At 45.8% G+C, this 26,577-nt stretch carries 16 protein-coding genes; 6 read left to right on the forward strand and 10 right to left on the reverse strand.

The genetic code is table 11. The features are described from left to right. The first annotated feature begins 15 nt into the window (after positions 1-15). Together DXN04_RS20130 and DXN04_RS20135 are read left to right on the forward strand one after the other, a co-directional pair. Positions 16-219, forward strand: a complete 204-nt coding sequence (locus tag DXN04_RS20130; protein WP_072357632.1) for a cold-shock protein — start codon at positions 16-18, stop codon at positions 217-219. Between the two features lie 217 nt (positions 220-436). Next, positions 437-1,513 (forward strand): NADH:flavin oxidoreductase/NADH oxidase, encoded by a 1,077-nt coding sequence (locus tag DXN04_RS20135; RefSeq protein WP_116855271.1) that lies wholly within the window; start codon positions 437-439, stop codon positions 1,511-1,513. A gap of 54 nt (positions 1,514-1,567) precedes the next feature. On the opposite strand, the gene DXN04_RS20140 is transcribed toward DXN04_RS20135, so the two are convergent. The 5 genes from DXN04_RS20140 to DXN04_RS20160 form a co-directional block, all read right to left on the reverse strand. After that, on the reverse strand, positions 1,568-2,011 hold the full coding sequence (locus DXN04_RS20140) for a bactofilin family protein (RefSeq protein ID WP_158569086.1): 444 nt from the start codon (positions 2,009-2,011) through the stop codon (positions 1,568-1,570). A gap of 1 nt (position 2,012) precedes the next feature. Then, on the reverse strand, positions 2,013-3,068 hold the full coding sequence (locus DXN04_RS20145; protein WP_116855187.1) for a ParM/StbA family protein: 1,056 nt from the start codon (positions 3,066-3,068) through the stop codon (positions 2,013-2,015). 257 nt (positions 3,069-3,325) lie between these two features. Beyond that, positions 3,326-4,300, reverse strand: coding sequence for a terpene synthase family protein (locus tag DXN04_RS20150; protein WP_116855188.1), 975 nt, complete (start codon positions 4,298-4,300; stop codon positions 3,326-3,328). Between the two features lie 210 nt (positions 4,301-4,510). After that, positions 4,511-6,253: an ATP-binding response regulator gene (locus tag DXN04_RS20155; protein WP_116855189.1), complete on the reverse strand. Its 1,743-nt coding sequence runs from the start codon at positions 6,251-6,253 to the stop codon at positions 4,511-4,513. A 171-nt stretch (positions 6,254-6,424) separates the two neighbouring features. Beyond that, positions 6,425-8,995 carry a M1 family metallopeptidase gene (locus tag DXN04_RS20160; RefSeq protein ID WP_199415090.1) on the reverse strand — a complete coding sequence of 857 codons (2,571 nt, stop codon included), beginning with the start codon at positions 8,993-8,995 and terminating at the stop codon, positions 6,425-6,427. 180 nt (positions 8,996-9,175) lie between these two features. On the opposite strand from DXN04_RS20160, the gene DXN04_RS20165 reads away from it, so the two are divergent. Continuing rightward, positions 9,176-10,795, forward strand: a complete 1,620-nt coding sequence (locus tag DXN04_RS20165; RefSeq protein ID WP_116855190.1) for a hypothetical protein — start codon at positions 9,176-9,178, stop codon at positions 10,793-10,795. Positions 10,796-10,927: 132 nt separating this feature from the next. Here the strand turns inward: DXN04_RS20165 and DXN04_RS20170 are convergent, their stop codons facing one another. From DXN04_RS20170 to DXN04_RS20185, 4 genes are all read right to left on the reverse strand, one after another. After that, a complete protein-coding gene (locus DXN04_RS20170; RefSeq protein ID WP_158569088.1) occupies positions 10,928-12,724 on the reverse strand; it encodes an ATP-binding protein in 1,797 nt (598 codons plus the stop codon). A 572-nt stretch (positions 12,725-13,296) separates the two neighbouring features. Then, positions 13,297-14,826, reverse strand: coding sequence for a reverse transcriptase family protein (locus tag DXN04_RS20175; RefSeq protein ID WP_116855192.1), 1,530 nt, complete (start codon positions 14,824-14,826; stop codon positions 13,297-13,299). Between the two features lie 444 nt (positions 14,827-15,270). After that, the gene (locus tag DXN04_RS20180; RefSeq protein ID WP_116855193.1) at positions 15,271-16,917 is read right to left on the reverse strand and encodes an SWIM zinc finger family protein; all 1,647 of its coding nucleotides are present in this window, start codon (positions 16,915-16,917) and stop codon (positions 15,271-15,273) included. 11 nt (positions 16,918-16,928) lie between these two features. Continuing rightward, the gene (locus DXN04_RS20185) at positions 16,929-20,162 is read right to left on the reverse strand and encodes a HEAT repeat domain-containing protein (protein ID WP_116855194.1); all 3,234 of its coding nucleotides are present in this window, start codon (positions 20,160-20,162) and stop codon (positions 16,929-16,931) included. Positions 20,163-20,370: 208 nt separating this feature from the next. Between DXN04_RS20185 and DXN04_RS20190 the strand changes: the two genes are divergently transcribed. Both DXN04_RS20190 and DXN04_RS20195 read left to right on the forward strand, forming a co-directional pair. After that, complete coding sequence (locus DXN04_RS20190) at positions 20,371-21,342, forward strand: SGNH/GDSL hydrolase family protein (protein ID WP_199415091.1); 972 nt, start codon at positions 20,371-20,373, stop codon at positions 21,340-21,342. A gap of 241 nt (positions 21,343-21,583) precedes the next feature. Then, positions 21,584-24,532, forward strand: a complete 2,949-nt coding sequence (locus DXN04_RS20195) for an FAD-binding and (Fe-S)-binding domain-containing protein (RefSeq protein WP_116855196.1) — start codon at positions 21,584-21,586, stop codon at positions 24,530-24,532. Between the two features lie 148 nt (positions 24,533-24,680). Here the strand turns inward: DXN04_RS20195 and DXN04_RS20200 are convergent, their stop codons facing one another. Then, positions 24,681-25,592, reverse strand: a complete 912-nt coding sequence (locus tag DXN04_RS20200) for a DUF4349 domain-containing protein (RefSeq protein WP_116855197.1) — start codon at positions 25,590-25,592, stop codon at positions 24,681-24,683. A gap of 349 nt (positions 25,593-25,941) precedes the next feature. On the opposite strand from DXN04_RS20200, the gene DXN04_RS20205 reads away from it, so the two are divergent. Then, positions 25,942-26,379 carry a hypothetical protein gene (locus tag DXN04_RS20205; protein WP_116855198.1) on the forward strand — a complete coding sequence of 146 codons (438 nt, stop codon included), beginning with the start codon at positions 25,942-25,944 and terminating at the stop codon, positions 26,377-26,379. Positions 26,380-26,577: the final 198 nt, after the last annotated feature.

The raw sequence follows: 26,577 nt of genomic DNA on the forward strand, positions 1-26,577 counted from the left end.
TTTTAATTTTTTCAAATGACAAACAAATTTCAAGGAACTGTAAAGTTCTTTAACGAGACAAAAGGCTACGGCTTCATTAAGCATGATGAATCCAATAAAGAGACTTTTGTTCACGTAAACGGTTTAATCCATGAGATCCAGGCAGACGACCGCGTGGAGTTCGAAGTGCAGGAAGGTAGAAAAGGATTAAACGCAGTTAACGTTCGCCGTATCGACTAAGCTTGCTTTTTCATACACTGAAAGGAATATCCCGGCCCCACAAGGTCGGGATATTTATTTTATACAGGGCCGGTATTGCATGTCCTGCCGGCCCCAACCCCAAAGGATAAACCCATCTTTGTTTTTCATAACTCTTCCATTGCTTTTTGCAATTTCCATATCCTCATTTCTCCCTAAATTCGATCTCCTTCAATCAAAAATAAAAGAAGAGCAATATATGGCAGCACTATTTACGCCGCTACAGATAGGCGCAGTTACACTCAGAAACAGAATCGTAGTGAGTCCCATGTGTGAATACAGCGCTACAGACGGCTTTGCCAATGACTGGCATCTCGTACACCTGGGCAGCCGCGCCGTAGGCGGTGCAGGACTGATCCTCACCGAAGCGATCGCTGTATCCCCCGAAGCCCGCATCTCACCCGCCGACCTGGGCATCTGGAAAGACGAACACATCGAAAAATTAAAACACATAGTCGATTTCCTCCATGCCCATGGTGCCGTCGCCGGTGTCCAACTCGCCCATGCCGGCCGCAAAGCCAGCACCACCGAGCCCTGGAAAGGCATGAAACTGGTGCCCGTAAGCGAAGGCGGATGGGAAAATATCATGGCTCCCAGTGCCATTCCCTTCTCTGAACATTACGGACAGCCAAAAGCGCTTGATAAGGCGGGAATCGATAAAGTTGTCGCCGACTTTAAAGCAGCCGCCGTACGCACCCTCAAAGCAGGCTTTAAAGTGATTGAAATCCATGCTGCCCATGGCTACCTCATTCACCAGTTCCTCTCACCACTCAGCAATCACCGCACAGATGAATATGGTGGCAGCTTTGAAAACAGGATCCGCCTGCTCACTGAAATAGTTGCAGCCGTACAGGAAGTATGGCCAAAAGAAAACCCATTATTCGTGCGCATCTCTGCGACCGACTGGGTAGAAGGTGGCTGGGATCTGCCTGAAAGCACAAAACTCTCAGGCATCCTGAAAGCTGCAGGCGTACACCTGATCGATACCTCCTCCGGCGGCCTGGATACCAGGCAGAAAATACCGGTAGGCCCATTGTATCAGACACATTTTGCTGAACATATTAAAAAGGAAACCGGCATCCAAACCGGTGCCGTAGGCTTGATCACCACTGCCGAAGAAGCAGAAATGATCGTCAGCACCGGGAAAGCAGACCTGGTATTCCTCGCCAGGGAATTGCTCAGGGATCCATATTTCCCGCTGCACGCCGCCCATCAGCTGAAAGATGAATCACTGAAATGGCCGCTGCAATATGAAAGAGCGAAACCAAGACACTAAAAAAAGGGCTGTTGCGTAAAGCAACAGCCCTTAATATTTTACAGGACCAGTTTTTTAAAACCAACTCGTTGGCTTTTCCTCCTCCTCAATCGCCGGCTTCTCAGGCTCCGGCTCAGGATCAACAGGAATTGCATGCTCCAGGTCATTGACATGCTTCCGGATTGCCCCTTCTATTACCGCTTCCTCCTCCAGCTCCAGGATCAACGCCGTCACATCACCCTTTATATATGCCTTATTACTGATCACCGCCTTATTGGTGATATAGATATCACCATATACTTTGCCGAAATGAATCAGGTCCGTAGCATACACATTTCCCCGTATACTGGCGGTATGGCCGATAGTCAGCAAACCCTCAGTACGCACATCGCCACGAACAGTACCATCGATGCGGCCCGGAATCGGCGACTCGATAGCGCCCTGTACGGACACTTCTTTCGGTATCAGGAACATGCTCTTCCGGAAAGCATTTTTTAGTATTTCGATTATTGCAGACACGTCAGATTTTTGAAACCGCAGATATGTTTTCTTCTTCAAATATGGAAATAATAGAGGAGGCATTGCCCAGGTCCAGGCCTACACTACGCTGATGCTTATCATCAGAGATACGCAATGAGTTATAAAGATAACCTATACTTACGAGGTTTTCAGGATCCGGTGCCACATCTACCGGGATAAAATCCTTAAATTCTTCCAGGAAACAATCCGTCAGTTCACGGTAATGTGCACCACCACCCATCAGGTAGATCTTGCTGCAGGTTTCAAAATCCTGGTCAGTGAAATAATTACGCATCAGCGGGGAAACCACTTCCTTGTAATACTGCTTCAGCAAAGCCTTACGGGTCTCCTTGAGGTCAATGCGCTTGCGGTTGGTAAAGATGGACCCTTTCATGAAGGCATCATCCAGCTGATGCTCATTCTTCATATCCAGGTAATAGGTTTTATTCAGCTCACGGGCCAGGTTATTGATCGCATATTTAATACCATGACTACTAAAGCAGGTACGGTTAATAAGCCCATCGGCAGTAGCCAGACCGCCTTCAATAGTACCGAAGCCAAAGCTCACAGCAATAAAATTGTCATTCTTCTGCTCATTCAGGGTCTTCTTTAACCCGATTATACCACCTACAATTTCAGGGATCACTTCAAAACGCTCAATATCGAGCATCCCTTTTTTGATCGTGCCTTTATTGTTGAAAGTCTGCGTATCATACTCTATCAGGAAATGTCTTTTACTCAGGAATTGTTCTGCTGCTGCTTTGTAAATATTGTACGTAGAAAAAGGGAACCCCATGGTGACAGACAAAGGCTGTTGAACCTTGTCCAATACATTGACCATGGCAGCTTTGAAGAGTATTTCATAGTCATCTTCCTGGGGTGCCGCATTGGTAATACGCCCCGGGTTAATGCCACCTCTTCTTGCGAGGTTGCCGACTATGTACCAGTTATCGTCTTTCTTAATTTTTAAACCATTCAACAGGTCTTTTGAGGAATTCTCTGTGTTTCCATACGCTGACTCGAACACGCTGGGAAAACTGATAGCAGATACTTTCATGATAGCAGGATTATATGATTAAAACTTTCTAAAGTGTACAAAATTTATCTACGGGCAACCTGGGAAACAGGGGAACCAATCGCTACAATCACGGGAAGGGAACATTATTCCCGCACTACAATGACATTAAATATATAAAATTATATTAAACATTACCCAAAACAAATTTACAGCTACCTTAAAATTGTTGATAATCAAGCGGGCCGAACCAGTGAAAACCTGCTTTGGTTGCGGGCCAAAGCAGGTTTCATTGTAACCTATTCGGTTACATAGTTAAACTCATACCTCGCCGTGTCATAAATGGACCAATCCATAAATCCCCTGAGCATGGTCCCCATCGCATCCAGGTGACGTTGAATTTCCGTATCAATCCTGATCCCAAAAGAAGGCAACTGTGTCCGCAGTTCATTAAACTGTGCAATCTCCCGGTCATGAATGCGGGCCGTCTCCTCAATGGCCTGTTCCAGGCTGATATTCCGCTCATGTTCAATTACCACCACCAGGTTGTGCTCGTCCCCATGCTCCAGCTCTTTAGACAGTGAAAAGAGGTCGTTGGACCAGCAAATGGTACGCCTTGCAAGTTCTACCAGGCGCTGGAACTCTTCATTCTGCAGCACAAAAACAGGCAAATTCTGTTTGGTAGCCACTTCCAGCAGGTCCGTAGCCAGGTTGGCCGCGGCAAAATAAGGGCGCATCTTCATGTATTGCAGCATGCTCGGATGCCGGTGTGCCCGGGAATTCTCAATTTCCCACATCCCGGCCTCGAAAACCGCTTTCAGACTCAGGGTAAACTGGCATTGCCAGGATGCACTGCTCAGTCGTCGCATCTTTTCCCAGAAATCGCTGAAAGCCGCCATAATCGGGTTGACAGAAATGGGTATGCGCTTATTGAACCGCAATACATTTACAAAGCCCCCAATAATACCTTGTACATAATCGGCGGTCCTGTAACCCGCCGTCTCTGAAGAAGCATGGTCGAGCAAATCGTCCATTACAAAAAGCAGGGAATTCAGGTTGTTGGCAGCGCAAAGAAATTCATAATCTGCATCCGGATAAGTCCTGCAGGTCATCCAGGCAAACTTGTAATTCGCATACTTTTCGTACAATTCCTCCCCCGAGAGAAGCTGAAAGCGGTGTAGCCAATTGGTAGTGTGTCTGTCTACCTTGTCTACAAATGGACTGATCCTTGACTCAAAAGGACAGTAAAGCTGCGGAACGTTAATAGTCTTCATACTTGTGTGTGTTTTATGAGTGAAAGAAAAACTAGCTCGGATTAGTAGCGGGATAGCGCTGCGGGAACTCCGCAGTAGCACAAGAGAAGACATTCAAAAGTATAAGTGCGGCATTAACGACTATGAGCCTGGTGAAGGCTGAGTATATGACAGCATACTATGGGTTGTAAACCAACATTATATAACGTGAAGATACGGGAAGTACAGGGATTAAAACAGTGCGGGGAGCTTGAGGCAGTTATTGATCTCCTGGGTCAGTAAATTAAAATCGATGGGTTTGGTGATATACCCGGCAACGCCTGCATTCATCATCGCAGCCCGGGTCTCTTCAAATACATCACCGGTGGTGATTATAACGGGAATATCTTTTAAGTGGGGTATGATTTTTAACTTGTTCAGCATTACCAATGCATCCATATCGGGCAGATGGCTATCCAGCAAAATGATGTCTGGCGGCTGTTTTTGCATCACACTCAGCGCCTGTTCGCCGGTAGCCGCCGTTAGCAAATGACAACCCAGGCTGGAGAGATAACGGGTCAGGTATATCTGGCTCATCTGGTCATCCTCTACGATCATCATCCGGATATTCGTAAAAGAGGGTAGTGGAGGCATCTCCTTCATCACTGGTTGTGCTGGTTTATTACCTTCAAACGCAACCAGCGGAAAGGCAATGCAGAAGAGCGTCCCCTTGCCCGGCGAACTTTCCGCCGTAATTGCACCTCCCAACAGACTCACCAGGTGACGGGCAATGTGCAATCCTAAACCGGTTCCACTGGAGAAATCATTCTTACCGGAAATAAAAGGATCGAAAACCCTTTCCAGCTGTTCCTTGTCCATACCCTGGCCCGCATCCCGGATCCGGATATAACAGATATTCTTTTCAGTAGAGATCTGGATAGAGACAGTGGAATTATCAGCAGTAAATTTTATAGCGTTGAAAAGGATGTTATTGACAATCTGTGTCAGCTTCACCTTATCACTGTCTATCTGCGCAGGCATCTGTTGCTTGTCGTAATCCAGCACGATCCTGACACCCTTATTCCTCGCAATATACTGACTGGTGATCACGATATTATCAATCCAGTTTTTCACATCAAAAGGTTCCCGGAATACCTCGTGCAATTTGCCAACTTCGATCCTGGATAATTCAAGGACATTATTGATAATTTCCAGTGCGTGATAACTCGCTGCACACAGGTGTTCCGCCGTAGCCCGGATCGGTGCCAGCTCCTGTTGCTGCCGGCTCTGGATCACTAATAACTGGCTGATAGAATGAATAGCGTTCAGCGGCACCCTGATTTCATGATTCGTTTCCCGCACAAATATACTCTTGTAATCATTCGCCTTTTCCAGCTTTTCTCCTCTTTCCCGCAGCTCTGTGACGAGGATATCATTCTGGTTCACATACAGGGCAATGATGAGGATATTCAGACTAAACACCACCCCGATAGCAGAGAAGTGAATAATGCGTTGGTTAGTATAACCAAAAGTCAAAGGATGAATAATAAGGAGTTCTTCATTGACCTGTAAGAGCACCACCACAATCACAGTCAATGCAACCGAAATCACCCTGTACTTTTTGTCTTTTATGATCAGGAAACTGGAACCAATGAGGAAGATCGCCAGCAGACTCGCTTCTACCACTGCCGATAAGATGATTCCAAAATATAAAGTGGCGAGGTTGGGAATTAACTGTGCCAGCAAGGCACCCAGGTCATACTTGCCCTTCTTGTTGATCCAGATGATAGAGAAATAAGCCAAACCCTCCACCGAAGCTGCTACCAGGATTTCCATCTTCCCCGAAATAGCGTAAAAAAACCATGCAAAAAAAGTCACCAACAACCCTATAATCAACGACATCGTATTCACCTTAATGATACGGGTACGCAGATCCAGGTCATCCACATCAGCTCCTGTATGTGTAATAGTTGCAAGTGTGTCTCTGATATGCATTCGCTTTTGGGTTTACTACATCAAACCTCAAACTTGTCCTAATTAGTTGAGCCTGATCAATTTGTTGCAATATAACGAACTAAAAATAAAAGCTACATACAAAAATCGCTTCTACCAGGGGCAGAAGCGATTCATGCAATTTAAGCTTTTTTAAGCCAGCCGGATATTAAATTATTTAAATTCTCCATCTGACAATCCGCTATTTATTTTTATTTCATTCACCTTGAAATTGATCTGTTGATTACCACCAATTGTATTTACAAGTGTGTAAGGAAATTTAATCCCACTCACATCTTTGTAATCACTGAACTCCAGCATACCGGTTACCTGCTCGCCCTGTTTGTTGATGCTTTTCACCTTGTAGTAAGTAGCAGCATCATAGTACAGTTCAATCAGTTCACCATCTGGTTCAGTCACCAGCAGTTTGTAAACGTCCTTACCATTCACCTGCTCAAAATCAGGTGACAATACCAGTTTCGCACCATCACTCAGGTATTGTTTTTCAGGGAATAGTTCCAGGCTGGATTTCAGTTCATTCTTCATGCTGGCATCTACCGGCATCCTGTTACCCATTTGTTCAGCTATTACGCTGTCGCCATTGATAATCAGGCGGCTCGCATGAGCACCCATAGAAGCGATATAGATGTCCATGTAGTACTTGTCAGGAGATTTGTACTTTTTCACCATATTGATTTCAGTACCCTGTACGCTGCCGATGGCAGTCATTGACTGGTCCTTGATTCCATTCAGTTTGTCCATACCACCGATCGCTGTGAAATAACGATTGATGATGTCTGTAGCAGTAGTACCGGCAGCTACCTTACGTACTTCACCTTTCCAGGTATTGTTGGATGGATCTACATCCGGCAGCCCTTTCGCAGGATCGATCACTACACTGGTCAGTTTGGAAGTGGAGTTCACCTTGAAAGTCCAGGTACCGGAACGTTGCCAGATTTCAGCGGGCAGGCGTACGGTATCAGATTTACCATTACTGTCCGTATAAGCGACAACAACAGGCAATACCAGGTGATCGCGGTTTTCGATAGTAATCAATGCCCCCTTGGCAGGATCGCCACTCACATATTTCACGTCTTTTACAGCCTGGTCAAGTGCCCAGTTTTCCAGGAACCATCCACGCCAGAACCACGCCAGGTCTTCACCCGCCGCATTTTCCATGGTACGGAAGAAATCCCATGGAGTTGGATGCTTGAACGCCCAGCGATTGATATAAGTACGGAAAGCAAATTCAAAACGCTCCCTGCCCAGGATATAATCACGCAGAATCGTCAGCCCTGCAGATGGCTTAAAGTAAGCCGCAGTACCCAGGTAGCTGTTCTGCACCACGTCAGGAATAGTCATGATCGGATCAGGACCTACCATACTACGTCCCATGTTCTGCAGCACCTGCGGGGTGAAGTATTCACCCTTGTTGAATGCTTCAGTAGAACCCTGGTTGATAAAGGTATTGAAGCCTTCATCCATCCACGCATATTTACGTTCGTTACTACCTACGATCATTGGGAACCAGTTGTGACCGAATTCGTGATCAGTGACACCCCAGAGCCCGGATCCGCTACTTCTCCAGGAGCAGAATACGATGCCCGGGTATTCCATACCACTGATATTACCAGCTACGTTAGTAGCCACAGGGTAGGTATATTCAAACCATTGTTTGGAATAGAATTCAATACAGCCTTTTACAAATTCAGTAGACCTGATCCAGCCGTTAGGGCGCCTGATAGCCTCGGTAGGGTAAACTGATTGTGCCAGGGCTTTTCTGCCACTGGGCAGGTTCAGGCGGGCAGCATCCCATACAAATGCCTTACTGGCTGCCCAGGATACATCCCTTGCATTTTTACATACAAAGTGCCAGGTCAGGTTGCCGCTACGTTTGTTAGTTGGTTTTACCACCTCGCTGCTATCTCTGATCATCACTGCCTTATCGCTCCGGTAAGCAGCAGCCAGACGGGATTGTTCTTTTGCACTCAGGACCTCAGCAGGGTTAACCAGTTCTCCGCTACCTACTACTACGAGACCGGCAGGCACAGTGATCTTATAATCAAAATTGCCATATTCCAGGTAGAACTCAGCTGCTCCCTGGTACGGAATGCTGTTCCAGCCCAGGATGTCGTCATATACTTCCATGCGAGGATACCACTGGGCAATTTCATAAACCCAGCCATTCTGGGTAGTCAGGCGGCCCATACGGTCAGTACCGTATTGCGGAATATCGAAAGCATATTCAATTTTGATTTGGATAGCAGCACCATTCGCAGCCTGGGGCTTGGGCAGGAAGATCTGCATACGGGTATCAGTCACCAGGAACTTTACAGGAGTAGACTTGCCATTGGCCACTACACTCACGGATTTAATTTCATCCCCCTTGGTGTAACTCTTGTTGGCAAAGCGACCGCCAGTCACTACTGCGGTAGCAGAACCACGGCTGTCTTCCCTGAAAATGTTCTGATCCAGCTGTAACCAGAGGAAAGGCAGCTGATCGGGACTGTTATTGGTATATGTAATCGCCACGGATCCTGAGAGCCGATGTGTACTGGTATCCAGTTTCACATTGATCGCGTAATCCGCCTTATTTTGCCAGTATTTGTGGCCTGGAGCACCGGAAGCGCTGCGATACTCATTGCCGTTAGTAGGGTAGAATAGAGGACTAAAAGCTGCGTGCGGATCATATTTGGGGGCCTCGGTCTGAGCCATTGCGGGACCAGACAGACATGCTCCTAACATACAAAAAAGTAAGAACTTGTTGCTTCTCATTAGATCATTCAATTGTTAATAATTATGCATAAATATAGTAAAAGGGCCGGAAGGACAAGTAAAAAAGGATAAAGGGCAAACAATCAGTTTGTTCTAATTAAATATTTAAAAATTAATTATACATTTACATTCATAACCTTATTAATACCTATGAGATACTTCTGGCAAGGCACCCGCCTTCTTGCCCTGTTATTTACATCACAACTTTCCGCGCAGGTACCACAGGTACAACTTAGTAATAACTTCCCTGAACCCGGTGATGGTTTTGACAAGATCTTACTCCTCGACAACAGCTATACTGCTTACCTGCATTTCGATAAGAAAGCAGGGATTATTGTCAATATGTTCGATGGCCAGCACAAACCTGCAGCGACTGATACAGTCAATGCTAAATTATTCGATGTAAATGCATTAAATGACACAGAGATAGATGGTATTTATGAAATAAACGGACAGGTGGTGTTGTTCCTGCAGCAACTGGTGAAAATGAAACCCCGCCTGTATAGACTGATCCTGGATGGTAAAACAGGTAAACTGGTACAGGAAGATCAGTTGGGTGAACTGCCTACCATTCAGCACAGGGATGTCGTGGTGCAGGACAACTTTGCCTCCCATGATTTCTACGTCGCAAAAGACCCGCGTAGCGGCTATTATGCTGTTGCTTCCTTTGCAGGTGGTGAATTGGATAAGAAGGAAACACCGGGCGAAAGGGTACAGGTGTATCAATATTCGCCTGATCATCAGCAGATTGGACATAGTACTTCCTACCTGCCTTCAGCTGATTATCCCTATCATGGCTACCTGGACATGGCTGTACACAAAGACCAGGTCTACCTGGTGACAACTCCACTACGGATTCGCAGGAACGTAAAAGATACCAGCGCAATGGTAGCCGTATCCAGGATTCATGACACGGAAGTAAAGCACCAGTTGCTGCCCTATACTGCAAATATGCAGGATATCCATGCGAATATCCAATATATTCCGGCATCGCAAAAACTGGTATTATTGCTGACCAATGCCACCGGCAAGGGAACTAAAACCCCAGGTGTGGATATGCAGCTCAGTTACCTGGATGCCAATACATTGGATGAATATCGTCACCAACCCCTGTCCCTGGATAAGATCAGCGCTTATGCGCAGGAGAAATTGAAATATACCGATCCATATACCGGTGTACCACAGCGTATGATGATCACGGATGATGGTAAAACCACCTTGCTGTTTGAAAATATTGCCCTGTTCACTTCCGGGGGTACCAATGCCTGGAATAACATGCATACCAATATGAATGATATCGGTGTACTTACTCTGGATAGTAATGGTATCGTTCAGTCAGGGCTGGCACAGATCAAGATGCAGATTGCGAATGGACTCTATGATCCTCTGTTCCTGTATCGCAGGAAGAAAGGACAGTGGATGTTCAGGAACAGGATCCAGGCGCTGAATACCACACCTTACCTGTCTTTTGATTACCTGAATACCGCGCATGGTAATTATATCCTGTTCAACGACTACCTGGCTTACCTGGATCCCGGAGGTGTGTATACAGATAAGAAACCGCTACGTTACCTGATTGAGGCGAATGTGGTTTGTTATAATGCTGCCGGGGAGAGATTGTTTCTCTTTGGTACGCCAGAGACCTACAAAGGGTATTATTGCATGCTGGGAGCCAGTGATTATAAGCAGGAAAAGAGCCAGTATGTGACGATCCTGATTACAAGGAAGGGAGAAACGAGACAGGCGAATATTGCCTGGGTACAATTTTAAATATTGTGTTTTGGTTTAATACTCAATAAAAAAGAGAACCTGTATCAGCCATTGATACAGGTTCTTACACTATATTGACCCTCTAATATTCACATAATTAATTCTTCAATTATTCACTGAACCAATTTTCAATTATTCAATATACTTCGTAAGCGTAGCATGCAATGCCTTGAACTCAATTGGCTTTACCAGGTATTCATTCGCCCCCGCATTCATCATCTCCTCACTGGCACCATTAAATGCATCTCCGCTCGCAATGATCACCGGCACATTTTTCAGCACATCATCCTCCCTGATACGTGTCAGCGTATCCTTTCCACTCATCCCCGGAATATGCGCATCCAGGATAATGATATCCGGTTTAGATGCCCTGCCTAACAACATCCCTTCCACACCATCTCCGGCTACAGTCACCCTGCTCCCCAGACTTGATAAAAACCGTGTCAATATCATCTGACTCATTTTATCATCTTCAATAATCAGGATGCTGGCCGCATTGAGATTCAGCATTCTCTCCGGCCATTCCTTACCATCCTTACCTGGCTTAAATGCAGCCCCTTCCAGCGGCAGACTCACCGTAAAAGTAGTGCCCACACCTTCCTGGCTCCTTACATCAATGGTTCCACCCATGGCCTCCGCCAGGTGACGGGTAATGTGCAGGCCTAATCCTGTACCTTCAAGGAAGATATTCCTTTCAGTCACAAAGGCCTCAAAAATACTTGCCTGCCTTTCTTCACTAATCCCTTCACCCTGGTCGGCCACCGTAATATACCATCTGTCTCCCTTCGCAAAAACATGAATGGACACATTGCTCTCGCTGGCAGTAAACTTGATTGCATTTGAGAGGAGATTATTGAGCATCTTGGTCAGCAGCAGCTTGTCCACCATCAGGAACTCCGGCATCTCTTCAGCAACATTATACCGGATCCGCACCATCTTGATACTGGCTATATACTGGTGAATATTGACCACATTATCCAGCCACTCCCTGATATCCAACGCTGAATTTTCTGCGGTAGCCGCCTTGCCGGCTTCGATCCGTGAGAACTCCAGGACATTGTTAATGATTTCGCGTGTATTAAAACTGGCAGCGTACAAGTGATCTGCCAGCAGCCGGATGGGAGCGAGGTTACGGTCCTGTGCCACCTTCAGTTGCAATAGCTGACTGATGCCGAAAATCGCATTTAGCGGCGTCCGGATTTCATGACTGGTCTCACGTACAAAGACAGTCTTTGCATCTGTAGCACGTGCCAACCTGGCGGTAAGTGCCTCCAGGTCCGCATTGTGTAGTCTCACTGTTTCCAGCATTTCCTGCACCTGTGTCATTTCCCTGTGACGCAGGCGGTCAACATTCCTGACATAAAAAGAAAACACCATGAGGTCCAAAACCAGGATACCAGGGATAGTGACCCAGCGGATCACAAATTCTGTCGGAAAAAAATCTGCAATGTTCACCAAAGGAGGGAAGAAGCCGAAGTACATATTGATCTCGCCTGCCAGAAAGCAACCGATGGTAATAGCAATACTCATCCTTCTTTGCGAAGGTTTTTGAAACAGTAATAATGATAAACCAATCAGGAAAATAAACAGGAGATGGATTTCAGTAACCCGGCCCATAATGGCGCTGTAATATTGAATGGTCACATTATTAACGACGATCAATAGCATGCTGGCAAGGGAATACTTTCCAAGCCCGTTCACACAGATGATAGAGAAAAAGATGGCGGCTTCAATGATGGCCGGCCATAAAAAAATCTGGTTTCCAATAAGGTAGAGGCAGCTCAAGCCGAAGGAAAAACACATAACAGCACAGATCAGACACAATGTGTTGACGAGTCGAATGGTTCGCTGTGTGTCTTCAACCTCCTGCAATGAAGTGCCCTTCACGTTACCGCAGCCAGTAGTAACGATTTGTTGTAGTAGGTTCATGTACCGATATTTTAAATTAACGGAACATAACATGGACCTGGGTTTAGCGGCAAGTTCCCGGCTTGCGCAATAAATCCGGTCAATGTGATGGTATCAGAGTAAAGAAGCAGGCAATGAGCTGAACTGATTAAATTTTGGGGCGGATAGCTACAATTGCATGCACTGCTTAAGTAATAAAAGGCCCCCCTTTGTCATATTTTTTCATTGTGATTTGTTTTGTGATAACGGGCGCATTTCGCATGGGAATTGCGTAGATGCCAAAGTTTCCCTTTGCAAATGAGGTACCAGGTCTTAGGGGGCACATACGGATAAAACTCATACAGAATGCTGTGTTGATATTGTATTTATTGATAACGAAAATAGAGGATAGTTAGCTTGTGTGATCAGCTAAAAAATTAACAGTTGATGACGCAAAATAGTTCAAAAGGAACAGGAAATAGTTAACGGGGAGTTAATGGAGGGAAATATTTGTTTAAACAGTTAATAACCGAAGGCAATTCCTAATAACAAAAGAGCGCATATCTTTCCCGATACACGCTCTCTTAAAATAGATCTACGGAGATTTAAAGGCATTACACCACATCCCACCAATTTCCATCCTCTTTTTTTGGAATATGCTCATCTTTGGCGGCAGCACCACCTATAGAACCAGTACTACCAGCGCCATTCACCGCCGCCCCGCTCATCATCGCCCTTGCCTGCGCCTTAATATCCTCCCTGTTAAACAATACCTTAATCTTATCCTTCAACTGTCTGCCGGCCTCCGGCTTCACCATCGCCACATAATTAGCAAAGCCCTCTACACTGCTGATAATATTCCCATTACCCCACTGTTTATTTGCCAGCCCGGTCTTATCAATCTGGTGCAGCAAAGCCCTGAACTTCCGCAGCGTCTCCCTGTCCAGGCTCAGTTTATCATTCACCACAATCCCGGTCACCTCTCTTTTATCCCCTTTACGCATCACCTTCAGTTTATCAGGGTGCAAATGGAAGCCTTCTTCCTTTACCACCTGTTTCACGGACCAGAGTAGCTGACCGATCTTATCGGCGGCTTCCCCTTTAGTGGAGAAGGTCATATCATCCGCATACCTGCTATAAGTATACCCAAACCGCTTCGCCAATCCTTCGAAGCGTTTATCCAGGCCATAACAGATAAGGTTTGTAATGGCAGGACTCCCTGGGGCTCCCTGTGGCAGGTGACGGGGCGTATTCGCCACAAAATATTCCTTACCATCCAGGGCTACCTGGTCTACTTCAGGTTCAGTACAGAGCAGGCCGAGGATAGTCGCTATCTGTTCGCTGTACCCGAGCTTGATAAAGAGCCCTTTGACACGTTTATATTCGATAGTAGGGAAAAAGTCCTTCAGATCGATATTGATCACCACTTCCTGGCCTACGTGATTACTAGCATTGGTCACGATAGACTTGCCGGGTACGAAGCCATGAGCGGATTCACTGTTCGGCACCTTATATAAGATGTTTTCCAGCACCCAATATTGTGCGGCCTTCAGTTGTGGCATAGGCGCAGAAATCAATCTGCGGCCACCAGACTTTTTAGGCAGGTAGAAGCGTTTGTAATGGGAAACGGTACCTACTTTCCTGTTAAATGCGAGGAAGCGAAGTTTACCGAGGCTGATGCCCATCGCTGCTGCCAGCTGCGCACCATCATTCAATAAGGGGAGACCGAACTTTTGTAACTGTTCAGCATCAGAGGTCGTTTTATTTAAGCCTGCGGATACATCTTCACCGAGATAGACGATGGTCTTCTCTTTTTCTTCCTTCCAGGCGGCGGCGCGCTGAAGGCGCTTTTCTTCATTCCGCTTTTTGGTCTCTGCACGTTTAGCCTTGGCGGCAGCCATGCGTGCTTTGCGCATGTCGGTGAGCACCTGTTGTTTATTTCTATACCGGGCTTGTTCGCTGAGGAGTTCGTTCAATTCTCTACGCAGCTCACCTTCCTTGCGAATAAATGTTTCGGGTACACTGGGTACTGATTCATTTTTCGCCCAGAAACCGAGGCGTACCATTTCTTCCAGAATTACTTCTTCTTTTGAGGAAGCACGGATTTTATCATATAATTCTTGACGGGTCAAACCTGCTGACATATTCCAGTTCAGATAAAATGATGAATGAATTCAAGCAGGGAAAGGGCAGAAGGGGAGAAGAATGGTTGTTAACAGCCGCCTTTCGGCAATCGTAAATTATAAAGAGGAAATGGCCTTCGTGCAAGCCTTTGACTAAATCAATCAACTCCAGGGAGGGGCGTACTATAGTGTAATTTAGGGCCCCTGGGGCGAGTACTGTAAATTGCACTATAGTACGCCCCTCCCAAAGTAAAGATTGCATTTAGTGAAGCATGTATAGTCATGTTACCTGAATGACGAAACATCATTCGTCCCTTTTACGGGCGCAAGTGCAATCATTTCCTCTTTATAAAGAACTTTTTATTCTGAAAAAGCATTCATTTTTGGCGATGAATATTCTCTTTCATTACGGGATTAAAGATACATTCTTTTCTTCAATATTCTGCTATTCCCTGTTATATTTTTTTATACTTTTTGTTTTTCTCCTTCATACGCCATACGCAGTGCCAGCATATGTTCGCACGGACCTTTATGTAACTTATTCATTTGGTAATGATTACAATCGCAATGCGCTGAAGCCATCCTTTCATCTGCATCAATCACTATAACGGGATGGTATGTACGATTCCTTGACCCAATCACTCCTTCCAGTTGCACACCTACACCCGGTACTTCCTGTGCTGTAAACTTCACACTGCCCACAAGCTTTGTAGCAGCGGCTTCCGCCGGATTTGAAAAACGCAGCTGATCCAGTGGCAATGGATCACGACTCAGTTCACGCAGCCGGTAATAGCCTGAGTGCAGGTCGTAAATGGCTTTACCTGCCTGTGTATAGATCCCCAACGCAGCCAGTACTGCCGCTTTCGGAGCACCCGTACGCGCAGCTATCTGCTCCGGTGTACCAAACCAATGTTGTTGCAGATCTCCATAAATCGTCAGCTTCGTTGCATCATCGACCACACCTCTTGGTGCCATCAGGTCAAACTGTCCGGCGCGTGACCAGTCATTCGCCGTCCAGCCGCTCAATCCCAGTGTGAACTGCATATCCCCCAAATCCGCGATGTAGAAAGAAGGCAGACCATTACCCGTAAGGTGAACGGTAAATTTCTTTGCTACCGGGATCAGTCTTTCCAATATCAAAAGACGACGACGGCCCCAGATCCTGATCTCTTTACGCTGCACACCGGTATATACCGATCTCGCACACACGATCTCTGTCCCCCATGGATCGAAGATTGCCTTCACCGGCTGTCCGGGTTCCAAAATAAAACGGATGGAACGCGGTCCTTTCTTTTCTTTGAAACGTCGCAGCTGCGCACAGAAATTATATACATCCATCGGATGCAGGTCAAAGCTGGCAGCGGGCAATGTCATTGCAGAACTTACCTGCAGGAAACCTCTCACCCAGCTATCAGGCAGATCGATTTTTACTTCTTTGAAGAGTTCTTCCTTCGTTGTTTGCACAGCAAAACCGGAAGGATCTACTGTGAAAGTCGTCTCCTTATAATCACGGATCTTCTGGAACTCATTATACAGGTTTGCAGAATAATCAATGTTGGTCGTACCACATTCAAATTCGTTGACCTCCTTAAATACATTATAACTGGCGCTCAGTTTACCATAGGCAGATTCATCCTGGCTGAAGCACTCAAAAAAGATTTCATCAGGGTGAACACTGATCACAGGATCCAATACAAACCAGGCATCCTTATCCTTTTGATACAGGTAGTCGAAGTAAGTACGGCGGGCCTTGTAGTATGGAGCCATCACCTTGTCCCGCTCAGCATTTACTGCATTCAGTTCCTCACGAAGATGTCTGATCTTCTCCTGGGCTGCCGCCGCATTGTATTGTCCCATGAATTCGGCCAGCCATACAGCTTCCTGTTGCGCAGCCCATTCTTTATACTCAGTTTTATCTTTTGGCTTGAATCGCAGATCTGACACGACTACATCATGCAAGGCAGAAATGGCTTCCCTGAAGGCGAGCTTTTTGTGTAGCTTTCCGTTGAAGAAAGTAGGCTCACGTCTGGTATCAGGTGAAAATGAAATTCCTGCTGATGTTGCATTGCTATATACCTGCGTACTGCCGCTATATCTATAATTGAATAACATGTGATCAGGGTTTAAGATGAATGCTCAGGAATAGCGATGAATTGAACCGGCAGCGAAATCTCCGGGTATTGCAGATGGATCCTGCGCATGATCTGTATACAACGGGCCTTGTCCCCAATAGCTACCGTTGCAGAGATGTGGGCAATGACCGCTGCGATATATTCCGCTGCTGCTGCTGATTTCAGGGATTCCTGTTCCAGGAAGGCAAAGATGCGTTCTTTGGCCACCCTTGCCTTATTTACCCTGCTCAATACTGAGCGGAAATAAAAATCAAGTTCCCGCAGGCGATCTGGTTCACCGGCCGCATACTGTGCCAGGTAATTGGTTGCGAATGTCTGCATGCTTACTCCCGGATGCTGACTGAGTTTCAGGAGATAATTGAGACCGTCTTCAGCTTTGAAGAAGCGTGTCAGCAATTCCCTGCCGAATGCCTGTACGATTGGGTGTACGCTGTCTGCAATGGCAACGAGTGTCTCCGCAGACCAGTCTTCATCCCTGAATTGAGTACGGAAAAACTGCATGGCGAAAGCGCGGGTATCATCCCATTTTGCATCCAGCAGACCGATAGCATCATCTCTTTCATAACGGATGCGCGGCAGCTGTTGTTCGAAGAAGCGCCAGCACCATTCACGTACTTCTTTCAGTTCATGATTACCGGTAGCAATTACCTGCCTGATACTTAATTCTGCAGGTGGAATATATTTCTCCAGTACCAGCACACCAAATGCCTGGGTAGCACGGTAGTTGGAATAAGTGAGTCGCAAAGCGGTGGCCTTATCAATATCATGCAGGTGCCCCACCAGTTCATTGCCCAGGATATTGGCAATGTCATTGTGCAGGCCTTCCGATGTTTCCTTCCGCATGAGCAAAGGTACAAGTTCATTCACCAGCCATACCGCAAGGTCCTTGTATTCTTTTACAAGTCTTGCCAGTACAGGTCGGACACCTTGCCGTACATCTGAATAAGATGCAATAGCCGTTTGCAACAGCAATGACGGTCTTTGTAAAAGTTCTTCATTATTCAGGCTGCTTAAAATTGCAATACCACCCTCTCTTACCGGCTGGTAAGCATTTTCAAGAATGCCTAAGATAATTTCGTCAGAAATCTGTTCAAGTGCTTGTTTCTTCAGCAACAGGAGCCTTACACCAAATGCTTCTGCCGGCGGAATACCGGATTTCAGCAAGTCTTCCACCACCTTGAAATCTATTTCTTCCAGCGCAGCCACCAGGTATTGTTCCAGGATCCTGCACCCTGCGGTCAGTAATTTATAAACTGCATCATTAGGTGCCCGTTGAGAGAGCAATACACCAACCGCTCTGCCTATTACCACACGGGCTTTATCCAGTGGCAGCAGGGTAGTGCTGAGGCGATCAATCGCAATTTGTCTCACTTCATCGTATGCAGCAAAAATCAGCGCAGCTACAAACTCGGTATCCTGGAAACAGAATTCGATGCTTTGCCTGATCCATTGTACACCTAAGTCTCTCGCTTCTTTCAGCGGACTATTCATTAGTGCTACAAAGAGTGGGAGGGAAGGTGCTGCCGGATTATATTTCTCCTTTGCCAGTGCCAGACCGAATTGCTGCGGAATGGGATATGGATTGATGAGCAGGCCGCCAATCACATTGGCATCAATTTTTTCCTTGATGGCTTCAAACTGCGGACTGGCTTGCAATTCAGCATACGCAAAGGCATGAATTTCTTCCATACGACCGCTGATGAGCAGCTGGATGAATGCCTGTGGTAACTGGTGCCAGAGAGACAGGAAAGGAATATCGCTGTGTGGTGCTTCGCTCACCACTTTTTCACCGGATTCTTTTGGCTGTACATTTTCCTCTTTTTTAGGAGATTTGAAAATGTTGCTCAGCTGGTTAAGGAAACCTTCTTTTTTAGGTGAATCTACCTTTTTACCATCATTATTTTCTTCCTGTGGGGTCAGCTTATCCTTGTAACGCCAGTAGCTACCACCTTCCAGTTGCAAGGCAGGATCATTTCCCCTCAGGATATAGTTAAGATATACTGCTGTACGGTTTGCCGGATACCTGATTTCATGGGTAGTATAACGGCGGGTTGAATAATCGTACGTAGTATAGTTATTAGTATACGCTTTCTGGTTATAGATCTGCTGATCGTATTGCAGCAGCAATGCGGTCGCCAGTTTTACGTATTCCAGCTCCTTACGCTGACCCAGTTCTTTCAGGTGTAGCAGTGTTCTTTTCCTGAAATGACGACGGGTACGGTTGGAATAGGCAATCTTGCTCAGCGGCTTTTTCAGCTCAGGAGAAGGTTTTCCCTGGCTGGTAAACATATGGTGTTCCCTTTCAAAACGTACCGAGAAGAGCGCCGTCAATGCATGATCATCCCGCATTTCCGCCTGTTTATACAGGTGACGGATATGCCTGAAGTAAGATGGACGCAAAGGTAAAGCTGCGAATAAAGAATGCAGCAGGTGTCTGACAGGAATATTTTCAGCTGCTACCACATACAGGTCTTCCAGCAACTGGTAAGTAGGTTCATTGAGTTTCATCACCCGCTGATCCAGCAGTTGTGTCAGAGCCTGCATATCCTGTGCATGGATGGCTGCCTGGAACTCAGCTGGCAGGGCTTGCAGGGAACGTGTGATGAAAGTAGTACGTTCAGCGCCCGACGAGAGTTGCAGTACAGCATTGGTAGCCATTTGCCGCAGGTATTGCGGATAAGTGCTGTTATCTATATATGAACTGACCAGCGAAATGGCTGCGGGATCACCACATCTTCCTAATGCCCAGATAGCGGCATAGCGCTGCATGGCATTACCTTTTTCAATCAGGCGCATGATAACAGGAGCGGCCGCACGAATTTTCAATTCACCGGCAGCCCAGATCACGCGGGATGTAGTCCATTTTGTCTTGAAGGATTGTTTGCCGGTCATGGCATCGTCCAGTCTTTTCAGAATCGCTTTGTGGAAGGGGTCAGAGACATCATCTACAGGAACGCTGGTATAAGCGGTGGTGGCGACACCATCTGCTTCGCCAGTGTATCCTTTGCTACGTTTTTCCTTTTCCAATGCATCGAAAATAGCGGTAGCTTCCTCCAGGGAAACGGGGGTTGCTGTTTTACTACCTTCTTTAAGTGCGGCACCCCGCTTGCCATAGCGGAAGTTCACAATGTATTGTCCGGGGCCAGTTTCACATAGGTCTATTTCGTAAGTTTTGTCAGATGTCCCCTCCTTGAAGTAAAGCACGGTTTGCTTAACAAATCTCATGAGCTAACAACAATTTATATATATAACTGCGGCAAAATAAATATTTATTTTCAAAAATTAAAGATTCTAAATTAATTTCCATGACACGACAAATCCAATCGATATGAAAAAAGGCCTTTGCCTGTTACTTACATGCGTGATAATGATTCATTTGCATACGCAGGCACAAAATTTAACCATTAAAAGTAATGACCCACATATCCATTATATGGGGCGTGTCATTCAGACAGATAATAGTGCACAGTTATCCTGGTCGGCGACGACGGTAAGTATAAATTTTAAGGGAACCGGTGTGAAAGTGACATTGAAGGACGAGCGGGGAGATAATTTTTACAACGTAGTAGTGGATGGAAAGCTGGTCAGTAAATTTCAGCCGGATAGTAGCGTGCATACCTATACGCTGGTAAGTGGTTTGAAGAACGGGAATCATACACTGGCGTTGTTTAAGCGTACAGAGTGGGCGATGGGCAAGACCTGGCTGTATAATTTCGAAGTAACGGGTACCTTGCTGCCTGCCCCCCTTACCCGGAAGCGGAAGATAGAATTTTATGGTAACTCCATCACCTGTGGCTATGCCGTGGAGGATAGTAGTGGTAAGGACAGGGGTACGGGGCCTTATGAGAATTCCTATATCAGTTATGCATCGCTGACAGCAAGGCATTTTAATGCAGAATATCACCTGGTGGCGAAGAGTGGGATAGGAGTCCTGATTAGTTGGTTCCCGCTAATCATGCCTGAGATGTACGACCGGGTGGATGCGACAGATCCTGGCAGCAAATGGGATTTTGATGCTTTTACACCGGATCTGGTTGTGATTAATTTATTTCAGAATGATAGCTGGCTGGTAACAAGACCAGAGCATGAACAGTTCAAGGCAAAGTTTGGGGACAAAGCACCGGATGGGAAGACGATTGTGGCGGCATATAGTGAACTGGTGAAGAAGATCAGGGCAAAACATCCAAAGGCGGTAATTATTTGTGCCTTGGGGAATATGGATGCGACGAGAAAGGGGTCTGTGTGGCCAGGGTATATAAAGGAGGCGGTGGCTGGATTGCATGATGCAAAGATCCATACCTGTTTCTTCCCATATAAGGAAACGCCGGGGCATCCGAATGCGAAGGAGCAGGAGGCGATGGCGAAACAGTTGATAGCGTATATCAGTAAAAATATAAAATGGTAAATTTCTATCCCGTTTTCCTGTCGGCGGGAATGGAATCAACATTTAAACTATGATTATGATAAACAATGTGATTTCCCCCGTCAGCCAGCACTCCCGGCTTTGAATTTTCCGGCTCAGTGCTGCGCTCGCACCCTTAAAAATGCTTCAGCCAAAGGTAGAAGCATTTTTTTTGCCGTTTTCTGCATGTTTTATTGCATTTTTCTGCCTGAATGTTCTAAATTGGAAGCTGTAAATTTACCTCATGATTAAGGAACAACTCAAGCAGGCTTTCAAGGAACTCAAACCACAACTGGCAGGCGATCTCTACTTCTCCGATGACTCTCTGGACCGTACAATCCTTATGGCATACTCGACAGATGCCTCCGTATACCAGGAATATCCCCTCGGCGTAGCCCTGCCAAAGAACAAATCCGACATTGCCACCTTAATCAGGTTTAGTAAAACCCACAAAATTCCCCTCATTCCCCGCACCGCCGGCACCTCACTGGCTGGCCAGGTAGTAGGTCAGGGGCTGATCGTAGACATCTCCCGCTACATGAACCGTCTTTTAGAGGTCAATAAGGAGGAAAAATGGGCACGGGTGGAACCTGGTCTCGAAAGAGACGTTTTAAACGAATTGCTGGCCCCTTATGGCCTGTTTTTCGGTCCCGAAACATCCACCTCCAACCGTGCCATGATCGGCGGCATGATCGGTAACAATTCCTGTGGTCTCCACAGCATGGTCTGGGGCGCTACCCGTGACAATCTCCATTCCGTCGAAGTGGTTCTTGGCAATGGTGAGACAACCACATTCGAAGATCTCGACGAAAGGGGCCTGCAGGAGAAAATGCTCCTCAACAACCTTGAAGGCAGCATTTACAGAACCATGCATGCCCTGCTCTCCAATAAAGAAAATCAACAGGCCATCCGCGATGGCTATCCTACCCGCACGGTAAAAAGAAGGAACAGCGGCTATGCCCTGGATGCCCTGCTGGATACCACGCCATATGGTGGCAATGCACCTTTCAACCTGTCTCACCTCATTGCAGGCTCAGAAGGTACCCTGGCATTCGTAACCGAAGCCAAACTCAAACTCCTGGACGCGCCGCCAAAAGTAAACGGCCTGGTGGCCGTGCATTGTACCTCCGTCAAAGAATCTCTCCAGGTCAACCTGATTGCCGTTAAACACCCGGTAACCGCTTCTGAACTGGTAGATGACGTGATTATGAACTTTACCAAAGGGCATCCTGAGCACCAGCAGAACCGTTTCTTTATGGAAGGGGAGCCGGTAGCGATCCTGATGGTAGAATTCATGTGTCATACAGAGGAAGAATTGCAGGCACAAACCAGCGCCTTCATCAACGAAGTCAAAGCAAAACAATTAGGTTACGCCTATCCATTGCTTCGTGGCAACGATATCAACAAAGCATGGAACCTGCGTAAATCAGGTCTGGGCTTATTGCGCAACATCAAGGGCGATGCACAGCCGGTGAACCTCATCGAGGACTGTGCGGTAGCACCTGAAAATCTGCCTGAATACATCGATGACCTGCAGGAAATGCTAAACGCTATGGGATTGAAAGCATCCTACTATGCGCATGCAGGTGCCGGTGAATTGCATGTAGAACCTATTATCAATTTAAAAATCGAAGAAGGCAGGAAGCAATTCCGTGCTGTCCTGGAAAAGACAGCAGCCATCGTTAAAAAATACAAAGGCTCGCTGAGTGGCGAACATGGAGATGGTCGTTTGCGCGGAGAATTCATCCGTTTTATGATGGGTGAAAAATGTTATGATTGTTGTAAACAGGTGAAGCAACTGTACGACCCGGAATATCTCTTTAATCCTGGGAAGATCATTGATCCGCCCCCGATGGATCAGTTTTTCCGTTTCAAAGAACCTGCTGCCGGCGGCAAGGTAAAAACCTATTTCGATTTCTCCGAAACTAATGGCATTTTATCACTGGCAGAAAAATGCTCAGGGTCAGGTGATTGTCGCAAGACGCATTTCGCTGGTGGTACGATGTGTCCCAGCTACATGGCGACGCGTTTTGAAAAAGATACGACCCGTGCAAGGGCGAATGTACTTCGTCAATTCCTTGCCCAGGATAATACGGCGCAGGCATTCAACCATGAAGAAATTGGTCATGCGATGGATCTCTGTTTAAGTTGTAAAGGCTGTAAGGCAGAGTGTCCATCCAGTGTGGATGTGTCCAAACTGAAAGCAGAGTACCTGCAGCAGTACTACGATACCAATGGTACGCCAATGAAGGCGTGGATGATCGCGGAGTTTCCTTTCCTCAGCAGGATGGCCTCCATAGCACCAGGATTATACAATTTTGCATTTTCAAATAAATTCACCTCCGGGATACTAAAAAATATGATGAACATGGCTCCGGAGCGCCATGTTCCTGCATTACAGCCACAAACATTACGGGCATGGTATAAACAATTCAAAAAACAACAGGCTGGACGGACATTTGCGCACAAGGTGCATCTGTTCTGTGATGAATTTACGAATTACAACGATGTACATATTGGGCAACGTTGTATAGAACTGTTGACAGCACTGGATTATGAAGTGATCATACCGGATCATATAGAGAGTGGGCGTACGCATCTGTCGAAAGGCCTTGTAAAAAGGGCAAAGCGCATAGCAGCAAAAAATGTGCAGCTATTATCGTTCCTGGTAGAGCAGCCATATAGTTTGATAGGGCTGGAACCTTCAGCGATCCTTACTTTCAGGGATGAGTATATCGATCTGCTTTCAGGGGAGCTGAAAGAGAAGGCGAAAGGATTAGCATCCAGGGTAAAGTTGTTTGAAGAATTCTTATCAGCAGAGATGGATGAAGGCCGTATCCGGAAAGAGCGCTTCAGGACGGATGAGCGTAAGATTATGATCCATGGACATTGCCATCAGAAGGCTTTGTCTTCGGTCAATTATATCAAAAAGGTGCTGTCATGGCCGGCACATTATGAGGCAACGGTGATAAATTCCGGTTGCTGTGGAATGGCTGGATCATTTGGCTTTGATAAAGATCATTACGAAACGTCGATGAAGATAGGGGAATTGGTATTGTTTCCTGCTGTAAGAAGTCAAAATGAGGATGTGATAATAGCTGCACCTGGTACCAGCTGCCGTCATCAGATCCTTGATGGGACCGGGAAGATAGCGTTGCATCCGGCAGAGGTGTTGTTTGATGCGTTAGTTTAAGTTTGGTTTGTTGGATGCATTAGTTTTGTTTTTGGTGAAATGAGTGATGCCTGGATTGTTGAATTGAATGACGTTTGTTTTTGGTGAATTGAGTGACATTTGACTTTGAAGGATGATCAGATTTTCCGTTTTATTGATCCGGCTTCACTTATTTATTCTCCGGATTAGCCACTGGCAAAACTTTCCGCGCAGCCATCTTTTTATAGCCAAATACCCCTGCAATCGCCAACAAAATAAAAGGCCAAAGCTGCAAAAAGAATAAAAACACATTCCGCAGAGCTGTTGTACCTGTACTCAAAGCAGTCAGCAGCTCTGTTCCAAACCCAGCCCTGATCACACTTTCAGGATTTACTACTACCTGCACATCCGCTTGTTGTGACTGAGATAACTTCACAGTCAAAGTTGCATAATTCGCATCATCAAGAATAGCAAAGTTGGCAACTTTACGATCAATCTTTTCATCTTTTTTATTGTCCTGGTAAGCTGCCGTCTGCAATGGATCTGATTTTTTTGTTACAGCTACGGGAGTTACCGGCTCTTCATTCTTCATGAAATTCTTTAGGTATTCCAGTGTCTTATCATCATCTCTCAAAGTTCGCGTACTCACGAAAGTAGCGACATTATTAAGAGAGCTTACCAGTGAATCCAGCTTCTCAGCGGGTACTTTCAGCGTCAGGTTGGCGATGGCGGTGTAGAGTTGCACATGCTTCATAGAATCACCTTTATAGGGGATATCCTGTGCAGCCCCCATTTCGTTGGAGAGTGTGCTTTCGACCACATAGCCATCAAATCCTTTTGTGACACGTTCAAGTGTGGTAGCGGCATTAAACACGTTGGCTACACGAACATTGATATCAGCAGTTCTAACATGTTTTCGTGCAGGGGAGTTGAGTGCGGGAACTTCTTCGCCTGCCTGGGCTGCGGATGCTAAAGCTTTAGAGTATGAATTGGATTGTTCGGATGCGACAGCACTGTCAAGGGTGCTTTCATAACTGGAGTTTCCTGCGGAGCAGGCATAGAGGGTCATGGCGGGGACCACCAGGTAACAATAAGGACGCATAAGAGTTTGTTTTTGTTTAGAGAGTGTTTTTTAGCGATTGTATTCCTTTAAAATTCTGTATTCTGTAAAGAGTTTGTATTCTTTAAAGAGTTTGTATTCTTTAAAGAGTTTGTATTCTTTAAAGAGTTTGTATTCTTTAAAGAGCTTGTATTCTTTTAAAGAGTGTGTTTCCCTTTAAAGAGTGTTCCCTTTAAGAGTATGTTTTACTTTAAGAGTGTGTTTTCTTTTTATACCAGGAAATGTGAAAAGGTAACCTCCGGAGAAAAGTTTAAAAAATGTTAAATTGGATTCGATACCTTAGGTTCGTTAGATTATAGGTTCGTAAGGTTTAAAATTAAAACCCATTCAGATGAAGTATTTATTATTACCATTGTTCACCTTATGCTGTAGTATCACGTTTGGACAGAACCTGGAAGATGCGCCTTTTAAAGGGGCTAATAAGGTTTTGGCAGCTTATTCCATGCAGGGTGATGAATTGTTTTCTTATTTATGCCAGCAGTTACTTGATAATGGTTATACACCGGATAAGATGAACAGGGAGTTTCATTTTATAACGACGGAGGAGAAGAATAAGGAGAGTATGGTGTATGTGATGAGGATATATATTAAAGGGGATATTGTGGAGTATAGTGCGAGGGAGGCTTCGGCGTATGAGAAGAGTGTGCAGGCAAAGCGTCAGACGGAATATGGGCCGAATTTGGGATTGTTTTCGCATAATGCGTGCTTTAATGAGATGGTGGAGTTTATTATGGGGACGAAGCCTCAAAAGGTGCGGTATAGCAGGTGAGGAGGTGAAAAAAAATAATTTAAAAGGTCAACATCTTGTATAGATGTTGGCCTTTGTTATTTTGTAGGATTTTATTGTCCGCCCTGGAAAAGAAAAATGCTCATTTATCTGGAAGAATTTTATTCAACTTTGATAAAGGTTTCTTTGATAAAGGTTTCGAGACGACTGATAAGAATACTGCGTTATCAAAAGAGATGA

The organism is Chitinophaga silvisoli, from assembly GCF_003412465.1.
Lineage (GTDB): Bacteria > Bacteroidota > Bacteroidia > Chitinophagales > Chitinophagaceae > Chitinophaga > Chitinophaga silvisoli.

Bases quoted from the DNA above. Each gene is read 5' to 3' on its own strand.
- DXN04_RS20165 (WP_116855190.1), top strand. From the start codon at position 9,176: ATGAGATACTTCTGGCAAGGCACCCGCCTTCTTGCCCTGTTATTTACA.
- DXN04_RS20135 (WP_116855271.1), top strand. From the start codon at position 437: ATGGCAGCACTATTTACGCCGCTACAGATAGGCGCAGTTACACTCAGA.
- DXN04_RS20180 (WP_116855193.1), bottom strand. From the start codon at position 16,917: ATGTTATTCAATTATAGATATAGCGGCAGTACGCAGGTATATAGCAAT.
- DXN04_RS20175 (WP_116855192.1), bottom strand. From the start codon at position 14,826: ATGTCAGCAGGTTTGACCCGTCAAGAATTATATGATAAAATCCGTGCT.
- DXN04_RS20205 (WP_116855198.1), top strand. From the start codon at position 25,942: ATGAAGTATTTATTATTACCATTGTTCACCTTATGCTGTAGTATCACG.
- DXN04_RS20195 (WP_116855196.1), top strand. From the start codon at position 21,584: ATGATTAAGGAACAACTCAAGCAGGCTTTCAAGGAACTCAAACCACAA.
- DXN04_RS20170 (WP_158569088.1), bottom strand. From the start codon at position 12,724: ATGAACCTACTACAACAAATCGTTACTACTGGCTGCGGTAACGTGAAG.
- DXN04_RS20200 (WP_116855197.1), bottom strand. From the start codon at position 25,592: ATGCGTCCTTATTGTTACCTGGTGGTCCCCGCCATGACCCTCTATGCC.
- DXN04_RS20190 (WP_199415091.1), top strand. From the start codon at position 20,371: ATGGGGCGTGTCATTCAGACAGATAATAGTGCACAGTTATCCTGGTCG.
- DXN04_RS20185 (WP_116855194.1), bottom strand. From the start codon at position 20,162: ATGAGATTTGTTAAGCAAACCGTGCTTTACTTCAAGGAGGGGACATCT.
- DXN04_RS20155 (WP_116855189.1), bottom strand. From the start codon at position 6,253: ATGCATATCAGAGACACACTTGCAACTATTACACATACAGGAGCTGAT.
- DXN04_RS20145 (WP_116855187.1), bottom strand. From the start codon at position 3,068: ATGAAAGTATCTGCTATCAGTTTTCCCAGCGTGTTCGAGTCAGCGTAT.
- DXN04_RS20150 (WP_116855188.1), bottom strand. From the start codon at position 4,300: ATGAAGACTATTAACGTTCCGCAGCTTTACTGTCCTTTTGAGTCAAGG.
- DXN04_RS20160 (WP_199415090.1), bottom strand. From the start codon at position 8,995: ATGTTAGGAGCATGTCTGTCTGGTCCCGCAATGGCTCAGACCGAGGCC.
- DXN04_RS20130 (WP_072357632.1), top strand. From the start codon at position 16: ATGACAAACAAATTTCAAGGAACTGTAAAGTTCTTTAACGAGACAAAA.